The organism is Niallia circulans, from assembly GCF_007273535.1.
GTDB classification, from domain to species: domain Bacteria; phylum Bacillota; class Bacilli; order Bacillales; family Cytobacillaceae; genus Niallia; species Niallia circulans_B.
The window spans coordinates 1,922,839-1,937,094 of sequence record NZ_RIBP01000004.1; the positions used below are offsets into that span (position 1 = coordinate 1,922,839).

General features: G+C 38.9%; 13 protein-coding genes and 1 other annotated feature. Of the genes, 9 read left to right on the forward strand and 4 right to left on the reverse strand.

Annotated elements, in window-relative coordinates; translation table 11 throughout:
* Positions 1 to 41 precede the first annotated feature (41 nt).
* Positions 42 to 266 (forward strand) — a binding site (T-box leader).
* Positions 267 to 337: 71 nt separating this feature from the next.
* From leuS to CEQ21_RS17445, 3 genes are all read left to right on the forward strand, one after another.
* A complete protein-coding gene (gene leuS / locus CEQ21_RS17435) occupies positions 338 to 2,758 on the forward strand; it encodes a leucine--tRNA ligase (RefSeq protein WP_185765610.1) in 2,421 nt (806 codons plus the stop codon).
* 143 nt (positions 2,759 to 2,901) lie between these two features.
* Positions 2,902 to 3,207 (forward strand): rhodanese-like domain-containing protein, encoded by a 306-nt coding sequence (locus CEQ21_RS17440; RefSeq protein ID WP_185765611.1) that lies wholly within the window; start codon positions 2,902 to 2,904, stop codon positions 3,205 to 3,207.
* Between the two features lie 124 nt (positions 3,208 to 3,331).
* Positions 3,332 to 3,514, forward strand: coding sequence for a sporulation protein Cse60 (locus CEQ21_RS17445; protein WP_144458259.1), 183 nt, complete (start codon positions 3,332 to 3,334; stop codon positions 3,512 to 3,514).
* A gap of 32 nt (positions 3,515 to 3,546) precedes the next feature.
* Here CEQ21_RS17445 and CEQ21_RS17450 read toward each other — a convergent pair whose 3' ends face one another.
* Complete coding sequence (locus tag CEQ21_RS17450; RefSeq protein WP_185765612.1) at positions 3,547 to 4,821, reverse strand: BaiN/RdsA family NAD(P)/FAD-dependent oxidoreductase; 1,275 nt, start codon at positions 4,819 to 4,821, stop codon at positions 3,547 to 3,549.
* A 214-nt stretch (positions 4,822 to 5,035) separates the two neighbouring features.
* Between CEQ21_RS17450 and CEQ21_RS17455 the strand changes: the two genes are divergently transcribed.
* Both CEQ21_RS17455 and CEQ21_RS17460 read left to right on the forward strand, forming a co-directional pair.
* Entirely contained in the window at positions 5,036 to 6,661 is a 1,626-nt protein-coding gene (locus tag CEQ21_RS17455; protein WP_185765613.1) for a putative polysaccharide biosynthesis protein, read from the forward strand.
* Between the two features lie 50 nt (positions 6,662 to 6,711).
* Complete coding sequence (locus CEQ21_RS17460; RefSeq protein ID WP_185767314.1) at positions 6,712 to 7,434, forward strand: pseudouridine synthase; 723 nt, start codon at positions 6,712 to 6,714, stop codon at positions 7,432 to 7,434.
* A 104-nt stretch (positions 7,435 to 7,538) separates the two neighbouring features.
* Here CEQ21_RS17460 and CEQ21_RS17465 read toward each other — a convergent pair whose 3' ends face one another.
* Positions 7,539 to 7,760, reverse strand: a complete 222-nt coding sequence (locus CEQ21_RS17465) for a DeoR family transcriptional regulator (RefSeq protein ID WP_016202849.1) — start codon at positions 7,758 to 7,760, stop codon at positions 7,539 to 7,541.
* 381 nt (positions 7,761 to 8,141) lie between these two features.
* Here CEQ21_RS17465 and CEQ21_RS17470 point away from each other — a divergent pair, with 381 nt between their 5' ends.
* On the forward strand, positions 8,142 to 9,377 hold the full coding sequence (locus CEQ21_RS17470; protein WP_185765614.1) for a M48 family metallopeptidase: 1,236 nt from the start codon (positions 8,142 to 8,144) through the stop codon (positions 9,375 to 9,377).
* Positions 9,378 to 9,405: 28 nt separating this feature from the next.
* Here the strand turns inward: CEQ21_RS17470 and CEQ21_RS17475 are convergent, their stop codons facing one another.
* A complete protein-coding gene (locus tag CEQ21_RS17475; RefSeq protein WP_185765615.1) occupies positions 9,406 to 9,870 on the reverse strand; it encodes an NUDIX hydrolase in 465 nt (154 codons plus the stop codon).
* Positions 9,871 to 10,154: 284 nt separating this feature from the next.
* On the opposite strand from CEQ21_RS17475, the gene pepV reads away from it, so the two are divergent.
* Both pepV and dat read left to right on the forward strand, forming a co-directional pair.
* Positions 10,155 to 11,573: a dipeptidase PepV gene (pepV, locus tag CEQ21_RS17480; RefSeq protein ID WP_185765616.1), complete on the forward strand. Its 1,419-nt coding sequence runs from the start codon at positions 10,155 to 10,157 to the stop codon at positions 11,571 to 11,573.
* Between the two features lie 31 nt (positions 11,574 to 11,604).
* A complete protein-coding gene (dat, locus tag CEQ21_RS17485; protein WP_185765617.1) occupies positions 11,605 to 12,462 on the forward strand; it encodes a D-amino-acid transaminase in 858 nt (285 codons plus the stop codon).
* A gap of 50 nt (positions 12,463 to 12,512) precedes the next feature.
* Here dat and cysK read toward each other — a convergent pair whose 3' ends face one another.
* A complete protein-coding gene (cysK, locus tag CEQ21_RS17490) occupies positions 12,513 to 13,445 on the reverse strand; it encodes a cysteine synthase A (protein ID WP_185765618.1) in 933 nt (310 codons plus the stop codon).
* 237 nt (positions 13,446 to 13,682) lie between these two features.
* On the opposite strand from cysK, the gene thpR reads away from it, so the two are divergent.
* Positions 13,683 to 14,246 carry an RNA 2',3'-cyclic phosphodiesterase gene (gene thpR, locus CEQ21_RS17495; RefSeq protein WP_185765619.1) on the forward strand — a complete coding sequence of 188 codons (564 nt, stop codon included), beginning with the start codon at positions 13,683 to 13,685 and terminating at the stop codon, positions 14,244 to 14,246.
* Positions 14,247 to 14,256: the final 10 nt, after the last annotated feature.

Here is a 14,256-nt window from a genome sequence, read left to right on the forward strand (position 1 = left end):
GCATCCATGAAGAAAATAACATACAATAAACAACATATAGGGCAACAGCTAGGAAAAGGAATAGTAAAGATAATTTTTTGTTGAAGAGAGCTGGCGGATGGTGCAAGCCAGTCAAAAAAAATCTTGAACTCGCCTTTGAGTTGCAAGTGTGAACTAACAGTAATGCTTGCCGTACACCGCGTTAAGGGATGAATGAAGCGAGTGATTTATTCACTAATTGTGGGTGGTACCGCGGGAGATATACATATATTCCTCTCGTCCCTATTGGGATGAGGGGATTTTTTGTTTTCTGGTGAAAACAAACCTGCGAAAAGAAATTAAATAGGAGGAAATTAAGATGAGTTTTAGTCATCAAAACATAGAACAGAAATGGCAAAAATATTGGCAACAAAATAAAACGTTTAAAACAAGTGAAGATAAAGGGAAAAAGAAATTTTATGCACTTGATATGTTTCCATATCCATCTGGAGCTGGCCTTCATGTAGGACATCCAGAAGGGTATACAGCTACAGACATTCTTTCTCGTATGAAAAGAATGCAGGACTTTAATGTCCTTCATCCGATGGGATGGGATGCATTTGGTCTGCCAGCAGAACAATATGCATTGGATACAGGTAACCATCCAGCATTGTTTACAGAAAAAAACATTGAAACATTCAGACGCCAAATCAATTCATTAGGGTTCTCTTATGATTGGGACAGAGAAATTAACACAACAGATCCAGATTATTATAAATGGACTCAATGGATTTTCCTTCAGCTTTTCGAAAAAGGCTTAGCATATGTGGATGAAGTGGCAGTTAACTGGTGTCCTGCATTAGGCACAGTCCTTGCCAATGAAGAAGTAATCGACGGAAAAAGTGAAAGAGGCGGACATCCAGTTGAAAGACGTCCAATGAGACAATGGATTCTAAAAATTACTGCTTACGCTGATCGTTTGCTGGAAGATTTAGATGATGTGGATTGGCCGGAAAGCATTAAAGAAATGCAAAGAAACTGGATTGGGCGTTCTGAAGGCGCGGAAGTAACGTTCCAAATTGACAATCAAGAAGAAACATTCACTGTTTTCACAACAAGACCTGATACACTATTTGGTGCAACATATGCTGTCCTTGCACCTGAGCATGCTTTAGTTGACAAAATTACGACTGCTGAGCAAAAGGAAGCAGTTGAAGCATACTTAGAGAAAATCAAGAGTAAGAGCGATTTGGAAAGAACAGATCTTGCTAAAGAAAAAACAGGTGTATTTACAGGAGCTTATGCTGTTAACCCTGTGAATGGCGAAAAAATGCCAATTTGGATTGCAGACTATGTGCTTGTCAGCTATGGAACAGGAAGCATTATGGCAGTTCCTGCACATGATGAAAGAGACTTCGAGTTTGCAAAAACATTCGACTTGCCAATTAAGGAAGTTGTGGCTGGCGGAAATGTACAGGAAGAAGCCTATACTGGTGAAGGAGCTCATGTTAACTCAGAATTCCTTGATGGCCTGCAAAAAGAAGCAGCAATCACGAAGATGATTGAGTGGCTTGAAGAAAAGGGCATCGGTACGAAGAAAGTAACTTACAGACTTCGTGACTGGTTGTTCAGCCGTCAAAGATACTGGGGTGAACCAATTCCAATTATCCACTGGGAAGATGGCACAATGACAGGTGTTCCTGTGGAAGAATTACCGCTGACATTGCCTGATACAGCAGAAATTAAACCATCAGGCACTGGTGAGTCACCATTGGCTAACATTTCTGAGTGGGTTAATGTTGTTGATCCAGTAACAGGTAAAAAAGGCAGACGTGAAACAAACACAATGCCGCAATGGGCAGGCAGCAGCTGGTATTATATCCGTTATATCGATCCGAATAACAGTGAAGCTATTGCAGACCCTGAAAAACTGAAAGAATGGCTTCCAGTTGATATGTATATCGGTGGAGTGGAGCACGCAGTTCTGCATTTATTGTATGCGCGCTTCTGGCACAAGGTATTGTTTGATTTAGGTGTTGTTCCAACGAAAGAGCCTTTCCAAAAGCTGTTTAACCAAGGAATGATACTTGGTGAAAACAATGAAAAAATGAGTAAATCTAAAGGCAATGTTGTTAATCCAGACGAAATCGTGGAAAGCCATGGTGCAGACACACTACGCTTGTATGAAATGTTCATGGGACCACTTGATGCTGCTATCGCTTGGTCAACAAACGGACTAGATGGTTCAAGAAGATTCCTTGATCGTATTTGGAGATTGCTTGTGGACGATAATGGAGAAATTTCCGGCAAGGTTCAAGATATTGATGAAGCAAAAGGATTAGACAAAATCTACCATCAAACGGTGAAGAAGGTTACAGAAGACTTTGAAGGCTTGCGCTTTAATACAGCAATTTCGCAAATGATGGTATTCATTAATGAGTGCTATAAAGCAGATGCGCTACCAAAAGCTTATATTGAAGGCTTTGTGAAGCTTCTTTCTCCAATTTGCCCACATATTGCAGAAGAGCTTTGGGAAAAGCTTGGAAGCTCAGCAGGCACAATCGCATATGAAGCATGGCCTGCATATGATGAGGCGAAAATGGTTGACGATGAAATCGAAATCGTTATCCAAATCAATGGTAAAGTAAAAACAAAATTGATGGTTCCAGCAGATGCGAATAAAGATGCACTTGAGCAGATCGCAATGGAGGACAGTCAAGTGAAAGAGCAAATTGACGGGAAAACAGTTAGAAAGATTATTGCTGTACCTGGAAAATTAGTTAATATCGTAGCGAATTAATAGTAAAAGTCCAGCCAGTTATTGTGGCTGGACTTTTTTGTCTTAAAAAAAAGCCATTGGATTTGCATCTTTTTTTTAATTGTTCTATATTACAATGAGTAGAGTTAACAAGATAAGTAACGGTTGAATGGAGGAAACAATAAGTGGAAGATATTAAGATAATTACAACAGCAGAATTAGAGGACAAGCTAAATAAAGGGGAAAAGCTGGAGCTTGTTGATGTTCGTGAGGATGAAGAAGTAGCAGAAGGAATGATTCCAGGCGCTAAACATATTCGCATGAATGATATTCCTGAAAACCTAGACTATTTCTCACAGGATAAAGAATATATCTTTATATGCCGCTCTGGAAAAAGAAGCGAGAATGTTTGCTATTTCCTTGAAGACAAAGGCTATAAGGCTGTTAACATGGTCGGTGGAATGCTTAGCTGGAACGGTAAAACAGTGTGAACAATACTCCCTTCTGCTTCATTAGTGGAAGGGTTTTTTTTATTTCTCTTTTTTAGGTCTAAAATAGTGTGAATTTGGCTAATATTTTAATAGAATATTCTGTCACATTAGGAGAGTTGGATAGATGATTAAGGTGAAATTATTCGACCAAGAGCATGAAAAAGATTTGGAAATGGAAATGAATAAGTTTTTGGAGAAGATAGATGAAAAGAAGCTTGTGGATATAAAGTATAATATTGCTGCATTACAAGAAGACAATGAGGAACAAATATATTGCTTCTCCTCCATGATTATTTATAAAAGCTGAACGGACTTTGTAAAGCCGTTCAGCTTATTTTTTTAGTTATATATATTCTTTGCTTCTAAAGCGGCATTAACACCAGCAAGTCTTCCTGTTACAAACGCACTTGTGATGTTATACCCTCCTGTATATCCATGAATGTCCAATATTTCCCCGCAGAAGAACAGTCCAGGCATAAGCTTTGATTCCATTGTTTTCGGTGAAACTTCCTTGATAGAGACACCGCCGCCAGTAACAAATGCTTTCTCCAATGGCAGTGTTCCGTTTACATTAAAAGTAAATGCTTTGCATAAAGCTGTGAATTTTTTCAGCTTATCCTGCGAAACTGTTGCTCCTTGTGCTGCAGGGTCAATATCTGCCAGCTCAAGCAAAAATAGTAGATAGCGTTCTGTTAAGAAGCCTTTTAAGATATTCTTAACTGCTTTTTTAGGCTCGTCCTTAACAAGTTTGCTAATTTCCTGTAACAGTGGTTCTTCCTTTTTATCAGGGAATGAATCTATCGATACTGGAACCTCTGCTAATTTCGTTTTCTTCAGCTCTTTCACGACAAACTGGCTGCAGCGTAAAACAGCTGGACCGCTGATTCCTAAGTGAGTGAAGATCATGTCCATCTTATGTGTGATAATCGGTTTTCCTTTTTGGTTCAATACACTAAGAGCAACATCTCTTAAAGACAAGCCTTGTAAGGTTTTCTCTTTAATGAATTTTTCGCTGGAAGTGACAGGAACCTCTGTGGGAAACAGCTCAGTAATAGTGTGACCAGCACTTTGTGCCCAAGCATAGCCATCCCCAGTTGAACCAGTATGGGGAACAGATTTCCCGCCAACAGCAATGATAAGTGATTTGCACACTGCCTCTTTGCCATTTTGCAGTTGAATTGTTTTCGTGCCATCTTGATTATATACGACAGTCTTAACAGGAGTATTTGTACGAATTTCGACCTTCAGCCTGCTAAGCTCCTGTAATAAGGCATCCACAACGGACTGAGCCTTGTTAGAGACTGGGAACATTCTGCCATGATCTTCTTCCTTTAAGGCAATTCCTAAATTCTCAAAAAACGCAATAATATCTTCATTACTAAAGATAGAAAAACCGCTGTACAGAAAACGGCCGTTTCCTGGAATATGTTTAATAATTTCCTCGACTGGCAGGCGATTTGTTACATTACATCTGCCGCCACCAGAAATGGCAAGCTTCCGTCCTAGCTTTTCTCCTTTATCAATCAACAGGACTTTCGCATTGGAATCGGCAGCACCGATTGCTGCCATTAATCCAGACGGACCGCCCCCTATTACTATTACATCATATTGCATTAGTGAACCTACTTTCTTTTTTCCTATAATAGAGCTGACATAAATAGTCTATTTTCTTTATTTGCAAGCTAAAGTAGCGTTTCTAGCCAAGAAAAGGTAAACTACTAATAGTGTTTTAAAAAAATTGCTCAGTATTACACTTATTATCTTCATTCATTTCGTGTTAAAATAATTTGTTATGTTACATTGCAGCTTCGTTTAAGGAAGGGATTATATGTCGTCAAAATTGTTGAGAGGTACGTTTATTCTAACACTCGGAACTATGATATCAAAAGCACTGGGATTGTTCTATGTTATCCCGTTTAATATGATTGTCGGAAAAGAAGGAACTATCCTTTATCAATATTCATATGTAGCTTATACGATTGTCATCAGTATTGCAACAGCAGGGATACCTCTTGCTGTCAGTAAATTTATATCCAAATATAACGCGATGGGAGAGTATGGGGTCAGCAGGCGCCTTTTTAAGTCAGGTCTGCTTGTAATGACCTGTACGGGAATTGTCTGCTTCCTTGCCATGTATTTCCTTGCACCATTTCTTGCAGAAATTAATATTCCTGAGGATGATTTAGACTCTAGTGTCAAGGATGTAACGACTGTTATTAGGGCAGTTAGCTTTGCTGTTATCGTCGTTCCTGTCATGAGCTTGATTCGCGGCTTCTTTCAAGGGCATGAATCTATGGGGCCGTCTGCTGTATCTCAGGTTGTCGAGCAGATTGTGCGGATTATTTTCATGCTTGCTGGAGCAGCTGCCGTTTTGTACGTTTTCAAAGGCGATATTGTAACTGCAGTCAGCATTTCGACATTTGCCGCATTTGTCGGTGCGATTGGTGGTCTTGCTGTTCTTATCTATTATTGGGTTAAAAGAAAAAAACATTTTAACGCTATGCTTGAAGAAGATAGACAGCAAATTACAGATATATCATTAGGTTCCATGTATAAAGAGATACTCATTTCGGCAGCACCATTCGTTTTTGTCGGAATAGCGAACCCGCTCTTTCAATTTATCGATACAATAACCTTTAACCGTGCTATGGCTGTTGTCGGGTTAAGCGCCATTTCAGAAACACAATTAAATGCATTTAATTATCAGACACATAAAATTGTCATCATACCTGTGTCATTGGCTACGGCTTTTTCGATGACACTCGTACCGATGATAACAAGAGCATTTGTTAGTGGAGATCAAAAGTCTGTTAACCATAATTTAAACCAAGCATTTCAAATATTATTATTTATTACCTTACCGGCTACAATAGGATTATCGGTGTTAGCTGAGCCAGTTTACCGTCTGTTTTACGGGACAACAGATTTGGCTTTAGGAACAGAGGTACTGCGTTTATATGCACCAGTTGCGATTCTTTTCTCTCTGTATGCCGTTACTGCCGCGATTCTGCAAGGGATAAACGAACAGCGATTTACTGTTTTGAGTCTTTTAGTGGGGTTGTTGGTCAAGCTAAGCTTAAACATGCCGCTAATTGAAAGATGGGAAGCAAATGGAGCTATATTGGCTACTGCATTAGGATATACTGCTGCGATCATCATTAATATCTTTGTTATCAGGGTTTTTGCAAAATATCCGTTCAGGCTCGTGCTGCGAAGAAGTGTGCTTATCATCGGCTTCACGTTTCTAATGTATGTTGGTGCAGAAATAGTGTACAAACTTCTTGGACTGTTTTTGAAGCCAGAATCAGTTATTTCTTCCCTGCTTATGGTTGGAATTGTCGGATTAGCAGGCGGTTTGCTTTATATCTATTTAGCATATCGCTCCAAGCTTGTCTACCTGTTATTAGGAGAACGGGCAGCATCTATCAAAAGGAAGCTGAGGCTGCCATTTTAATATAAGAAGTAAAAAGTTTAAAGAAACGGATGGCAATACGAATGAAAAAAATGAGAATAGATAAACTGCTTGCCAATTTAGGATATGGCAGTAGAAAAGACGTAAAGTCACTGTTGAAAAGCAAGGCTGTTAAGGTTAATGATGAGGTTATCAAGGATGCGAAGCAGCAGGTTGACCCAGAAAATGATGTTATCACATTGCATGGAGACGTTGTGGAATACAAGGAGTTCATCTATTTAATGATGAACAAGCCGCCAGGTGTCATCTCTGCGACAGAGGATTCGAGAGAGGAGACGGTCGTTGATCTGCTTGAGATTGAGGATGCTGTCTATAATCCATTTCCTGTCGGAAGGCTTGATAAGGATACGGAGGGACTATTGCTGCTAACAAATGATGGAAAGCTGTCCCACCGTCTGCTTTCACCGAAAAAGCATGTGCCGAAAACGTATTTTGCTGTCATTAAAGGGGTTGTAACAGAAGAAGATATCGAGTCCTTTAAAAAGGGAGTAATGCTTGATGATGGCTATGTAACAAAGCCAGGTGATCTTGTCATCTTGAAGGCTGGAGAAACTTCCGATATTGAACTGACTATTTCAGAAGGCAAATTCCATCAAGTTAAAAGGATGTTCGAGAGTGTCGGCAAAAAAGTTACGTACTTAAAACGTAATTCCATGGGACCACTGAAGCTCGACGAAACATTGGAATTAGGAGAGTACAGGGAGCTTACAACAGAAGAAATAGACATGCTTCAACAATATGAAGTAAATGAATAGCAACAGCAACATAAAAAAACGCCAAACACTTGTTTTGGCGTTTTTTTATGAATACACGATTTTAGATTAGTATATTTTTCAATAATTAATCTTTGTTTGTAAGCTTAAGAAGTCATTTTCACTTTTTTTCTAGTTGTTGTCCATTTTCCACGACTAGGGCTCTGCACCAAATCGTTATAAGCTAACACATTCAAATCCCTTTGAATCGTCCGAGGAGTAATACCAAATTCCTCCACTAGCTCTTGTGTTGTTACTGTTCCACGCTTACTAATAAACATGTAGACGGATTTGATACGGTTTAACATCCGGTTAGTTGAAGGTTTCAATAAACCACTCCCTATCCTTTTTTCAAACCTTTGGCAAATTCCTACGACCGACAGCTTATTTGAAGATTTGTTCTTCAAGCGTATGTAATTTTCTTTTTTACAGACAACTCCTTTGCAAATGGCTAATAGTGAACAATAATGAACTCATATAAATATTGTATCCCTATTTACTGTTTAATTCTACATTATTTAATTAAATTTACAAAATATTTGATTATTAATGTATAAATATACCACCTCCTGATTAACTTGCTTATTTAATCATATGGTACAAACTGATAATTTTATGATAATAATTTTATCAAAAAGGAATAAAACTGTTTATTTGTACTTTTTTTACCATTATAATCTAGTAAATAAACATGTTGGAGGATTGGTCATTTGGATAACATTAGAAAAGAACAGCTTGTCCATCCCAGAGAGACTATTTATTTTGTCCTCGTATTGCTGGTCAGCGTTGGAACGTTAATCTTGTTGCTGTTTTCGATTATTGGCATTATATTTTTTGCGGTATTAACAGCAATCATGCTGTTTCTTCATGCACTTTCCATGGGAGGAATTAGAAGAAATGGCGTTAGACTAAGCGAAAATCAATTTCCAGAGCTATATGCACAGGCAATTGGCATTGCCAAGGATCTTGAATTAAGCAAGCTCCCGGATATTTATATCTTGGAATCAGAAGGAATACTTAATGCATTTGCGACTAAGTTTGTTCGCAGGAATATGGTAGTGTTATATTCCAGTATTTTTGAAATGGTTGATAAAGGAGCAGAAAAGGAAGTAATGTTCATCTTGGCACATGAGTTTACTCATTTAAAACGGAAACATGTTCATTTTGGATTTTTCCTATTGCCGGCACTGTATATTCCTTTCCTGGGAAATGCATACATGCGAGCATGTGAATATACTTGCGACAGAACAGCAGCCTATTATGTACAATCCTTTGATGCAGCCAAGAACGCACTTACAATGCTGGGAATTGGCACGACACTTTACAAAAAAGTCAATAAAGAAGCATATATGGAGCAACTTGAGAAGGAGAGCGGCTTCTTTGTATGGTTTAATGAAAAGCTATCAACACATCCTCATTTGCCAAAAAGGATTTATGCAATTGAGTCCTTTTACAATGCAGAGGAAGTTCGGCCTTTAAAGGAATCTAAGAAGGGGTTATGGATAGGCATTGGTTTATTTGCAGCGGCTTGCCTTGTTTCCATTGGATTAATCATTGCCGTGATTGCCGGAATTACAACTTTTATTGAGAAATCAAACATTATTCCGTATCTAGAATCAGAACTGCCAGCGGGATATGGAGATGCTGATGACCTTTATTATGGAGGATATACAGAGCTTCATGAAGCAGCATACAATAATGATATAGAGACAGTCAGTACCTTACTTGAAAGCGGGGCAGACCCGAATTCACAGGATGATGAAGGATATACACCACTTATGTCTGCTATTGATGGAGGATCAAATCCTGAACTTTTAAAACTTTTACTGTTTAACGGAGCCGATGTTACATTACAGGACGCATATGGCTACACAGCTTTTGACTATGCAGAGAGTTATGGAGATGAAGAAACAATTAGTCTGCTAGAAAGTTATCTATATCAATAAAAGGTAAGCGGCTGGATTATCCAGCCGCTTATGTTTTATTCTCAGATAATGCGAAATAGTCCTGCAAAAATTTCCTGTGGCTGCCGACCATTTTCTCAGGAAGATTGTCCTTGCTAAAGAACGCAAGTGTAAAGCCCTCATCCTTGTTTACTTGGATTTGCCCACTAAACTGCTTTGTATAATATGCGGCTGTAACCGAATAAAACGGATCACCGTTTGCTGCAACCGTGTAGAATTCTTGGCCAGAATAAATGTTTAACAGCTCGAGCTCTTCAACGCTTAAGCCTGTCTCTTCAAAAACCTCGCGTTTTGCCGTCTTCACCGTGCTTTCTGCCAATTCCATCAGACCGCCAGGGAGTCCCCATACTTTATGTGGATGCGTTCTTTCCTGCAAAAGGACCTTGTTGTTGTTGTCAGCAATGATGACAACCGCTCCAACGAGTATAAGTGGCATTTTGCCAACCTTTTGCCGCAATTCCTCAATATATCCCATCTCCTCATTCCTTTCCTTACTTTTTCCCTATTTTACAGGAAGATTCTTAAATCAGAAAATTTTTTCCTGATTGTGTGGAAAAAGAGGAAGAATTGTACAAAATAAGATTGGACCAGCATTTCTTAACTAGTACTTGTCTTTTTTTGATAAGAAGTAGAGAGATTATGGTAAAATATTTCTATGCAACTTGATACAAAAGGATGTAATTTTAAAAACAATTATGAAATCCATCCTTTTAACGAGCAAAAGCATATTGCTTCAATATGTTAAGGAGGCTTAGGTTAGTGAAAGCATTAGATTGGTTAAAAGAAGTGCATAATCGTAAAGATGACTTCATTCATGATTTGCAAGGATTGCTGCAAATAAAAAGTGTGTTGGATGAAGAAAATGCTACAGAGGATGCTCCGTTTGGTAAAGGGGTTAAAGAAGCTTTGACGTATATGCTGGAGCTTGGCAAAAAAGACGGATTTATAGAGAAAAATGTCAAGAATGTAGCCGGTCATGTCACATTTGGCTCAGGAGAAGAAAGCATCGGTATCCTTTGTCATGTGGATGTCGTGCCGGAAGGGGACGGCTGGACAAGCGATCCTTACAGTGCGGAGATCCGTGATGGTAAAATATTTGCAAGAGGAGCCTTGGATGATAAAGGTCCAACAATGGCTGCTTACTATGCGATGAAAATAATAAAAGAACTTAATTTGCCGATTACGAAGGAAGTCAAAATGATAATTGGCACAGATGAAGAAAGTGATTGGCGATGTGTAACAACTTATTTTGAAGAAGAAGAAATGCCGACAATGGGCTTTGCTCCAGATGCAGACTTTCCCATTATTTATGCAGAAAAGGGAATTTCCGATTTTGATATTGTCCAATCACTGCACAAAAAAGTACAGGCCAAGTCAGGTAAGGTGGAAGTAGTTGCGTTCTCTTCTGGCAGAAGATACAATATGGTCCCAGATTTTGCAGAAGCAAGGCTTCATGTCAGTGTCGATCAAACAGAAGTGATTCAACGCTTCCAAGAGTATTTAAGCAAGGAAAAGGCAAAAGGCCAATACATAGTCGACGCAGGTAACCTCGTTCTGGAAATGGAGGGAGTGTCTGCACATGGGCTAGAGCCGAAAAATGGTGTTAATGCAGGATTGAAGCTTGCTTCTTTTATAGCTGATTTAGACCTTGATGAAACGGCAGCAGCTTACTTCGAGTTTGTGAAGAGCTATTTTGAAGATGATTCAAGAGGACATAAGCTGGGAGTAGCTTACAATGATGATATAACTGGAGATTTGACATTAAATGTTGGCATTCTTCACTATGATCAACAAAACGGAGGAAAATTAGGTTTAACATGCCGTTATCCTGTAACAAATAAGATTGAAGAAACAAAAGCTGTTTTAGATGAGCTGCTTGCCGAAAAAGGCTTTTTCATCGATCATTTTACAAATTCCAAGCCACATCATGTTGATAAGAACTCGGAATTGATCAAAACATTAACTAAAGTGTATCTTGAACAGACTGGTGAGAAAGCAGAGTTAATCTCTATCGGGGGCGGAACATATGCAAGGTCACTTGAAAATGGTGTTGCATTCGGGCCATTGTTCCCAGGTAGAGAGGATATTGCGCATAAAAAAGATGAGTATATGTATATAGAGGACTTGCTAAAGGCTACTGCGATTTATGCCCAAGCAATTTATGAGCTTGCTAAATAAAAATAAGAACAATATATAAGGGGGAGAGAAATTGAGTATTGTATGGATGAATGGAGCGTTTATAGACAGATCGGAAGCAAAGGTAGATATTGAAGATAGAGGCTACCAGTTCGGTGACGGCATATATGAAGTAATAAGGGTATATAATGGACAGCTGTTTACTGCAAACGAGCATCTTGAACGTCTGCTTAGCAGTGGTGACAAATTAAGCATACAAATTGGTTATTCTGTTGAAGAGTTTAAAAGTCTGCTTGAGCAGCTTATTGAAAAGAATAGTCTTAAAACTGGAATAGTGTATATGCAGGTCACAAGAGGCGTAAGCGCGAGGAACCATGCATTTCCTGCAGAGGATACTCCTCCAACGTATATTGCCTATACGAAAGAAGTAGAAAGGCCAACGGAGCAGCTTGATAATGGTGTTACAGCCATTACAGTCGAGGATATTCGCTGGTCAAGATGTGATATTAAAAGCTTGAACCTTCTTGGAAATGTGATTGCAAAGCAAAAAGCAACAGAAGCTGACTGCTATGAAAGCATTCAATATCGGGACTTAACTGTAACGGAGGGCAGCTCCTCTAATATTTGGATTATTAAGGATAATGCGGTTAAAACACATGAAGCTAATCAGTTTATCTTAAATGGCATTACAAGACAGAAGATAATTGAGCTATGTCGGGGAAATGACATGGAAGTGGTAGAAGCAGCATTTACCATTGAGGACTTAATAGATGCTGATGAGGTATTTTTATCAAGCACTACGGCAGAAGTAATGCCGATCATTTCCATTAACAATGTGCCAGTTGGGAATGGTGAAATTGGTCCAGTAGCAAGAAAGCTGCAGCAGCTATTCAAGGACGCAATTGAACATGAATGCAACCAACTAGCATAAACTGCATACAAACCAAACAATCCCTCCGGCAGCAGCGGAGGGATTGTTTGTTAATCAAATGCAAACACATCACTGGATAAATATCTCTCACCAGTGTCGCAAACGATAAAGACAACAACATCATCTGGTGACAATTTCTTTGCAACTTGGACAGCAGCATAGCAAGCAGCACCTGAAGACGGGCCTGCTAATATTCCTTCTTCAAGGGCCAATCTTCTTGTATATTTATATGCCTCTTCATCACGAACTAGGTGAATTTTATTATATACGTCTTGGTTTAAGATGTCTGGAATAAACCCTGGGCTTGTTCCAACAAGCTTATGTTTGCCAGGCGCTCCCCCAGAAAGAACAGGAGATCCGGCAGGCTCTGCAACATGCACTCTTATGTCAGGAAATGCTGCCTTTAAGACTTCTCCAGTTCCGGTAATTGTACCGCCAGTTCCTGCTGTTGCCACAAATGCAGCCAGAGGTTTATTAAGCTCTGTCATTGCAGCGATTATTTCAGGAGCTGTCGTTTTGCGGTGTGCTTCTGGGTTATGATTGTTGCTAAATTGCATTGGTACAAAGGAGTTTGGTATTTGTTCTTGCAGCTCCAGTGCTTTTCTTATACTGCCAGGCATTTTTTCTTCTCCTGGTGTCAGAACAACCTCTGCTCCGTATGCTTTTAAGATGTTAATTCTTTCTTTTGTCATTGTGTCCGGCATCACAAGAATTGCTCGATAACCTTTAGCAGCTGCATTCATCGCCAAGCCAATACCAGTATTCCCGCTTGTCGGCTCGATTATCGTCGCACCAGGCACAAGCTTGCCTTCTCTTTCGGCAGCTTCAATCATGCTAAAAGCTGCTCTGTCCTTCACACTTCGGCTAGGGTTGAAATATTCCAGTTTCGCATAGATGGCAGCACCGTTACTTTCTGTAATACGATTAAGTCGGACTAACGGTGTGTCGCCAATAAGTTCAGTTACGGATTCATATAATTTCATTATTATTCCTACTTTCTTTTTTCTAGAAATGAATAAAATTGCTGCTAGATGGTGATTGCTGATAAGGTGAAAGTTTTTTACATATCCGTTTTTGCGCAATAAGATTAAAATCAAGTGAAAAGGATATATAATAACAATATATTTATTTTTCTAAAAGGACTTTTTACAAATATTTAATAGTATTATAGCTATAATTGCCCATAAAAAAAATAATTTACTTTTAAAAGGATGCTCTTTATGACAATGAATACACATTATTTTTTAGCAATTGGCTTGCCGGAAGCTGCCAGACAACAGATAGTAGATAAAAAAGCAATACTTCAAGCAGCCTTCCCCTTTAAAAAATGGGTGCATCCGCAAGACTACCATTTAACGTTAGCGTTTTTAGGAGATGCCCCAGAAGAGAAGCGGAATGAGCTTACGGCAATTTTGGATAATGCTTTATATAATACAGAGAGATTTACTTTAAATATCGATAAATTAGGTGTATTTGGGAATGAAGCAAGTCCACGAATTTTCTGGCTTGGAGTGGACGAGAATCCAGTACTATTCAGGCTGCAAGAGAATGTACATGAGTATTGCAAACAGGCTGGCTTTACGTTAGAAAAAAGGCCGTTCCATCCGCATATTACCCTTGCAAGAAAATGGGCTGGACAAGAGAAATTTCAAGCAGACAGGCTTGCGATAGAATCTCCATTTGTGGAAGAATTGGTTTCATTTGATGTAAATCAATTCTCATTATTTCAAACACACTTAAATAAAGAACCTAAATATGAAGCAATATATACGAAAAAATTATAAGTACAGGTGT

Bases quoted from the DNA above. Each gene is read 5' to 3' on its own strand.
- leuS (WP_185765610.1), top strand. From the start codon at position 338: ATGAGTTTTAGTCATCAAAACATAGAACAGAAATGGCAAAAATATTGG.
- CEQ21_RS17445 (WP_144458259.1), top strand. From the start codon at position 3,332: ATGATTAAGGTGAAATTATTCGACCAAGAGCATGAAAAAGATTTGGAA.
- CEQ21_RS17450 (WP_185765612.1), bottom strand. From the start codon at position 4,821: ATGCAATATGATGTAATAGTAATAGGGGGCGGTCCGTCTGGATTAATG.
- CEQ21_RS17455 (WP_185765613.1), top strand. From the start codon at position 5,036: ATGTCGTCAAAATTGTTGAGAGGTACGTTTATTCTAACACTCGGAACT.
- CEQ21_RS17460 (WP_185767314.1), top strand. From the start codon at position 6,712: ATGAGAATAGATAAACTGCTTGCCAATTTAGGATATGGCAGTAGAAAA.
- CEQ21_RS17475 (WP_185765615.1), bottom strand. From the start codon at position 9,870: ATGGGATATATTGAGGAATTGCGGCAAAAGGTTGGCAAAATGCCACTT.
- cysK (WP_185765618.1), bottom strand. From the start codon at position 13,445: ATGAAATTATATGAATCCGTAACTGAACTTATTGGCGACACACCGTTA.
- thpR (WP_185765619.1), top strand. From the start codon at position 13,683: ATGACAATGAATACACATTATTTTTTAGCAATTGGCTTGCCGGAAGCT.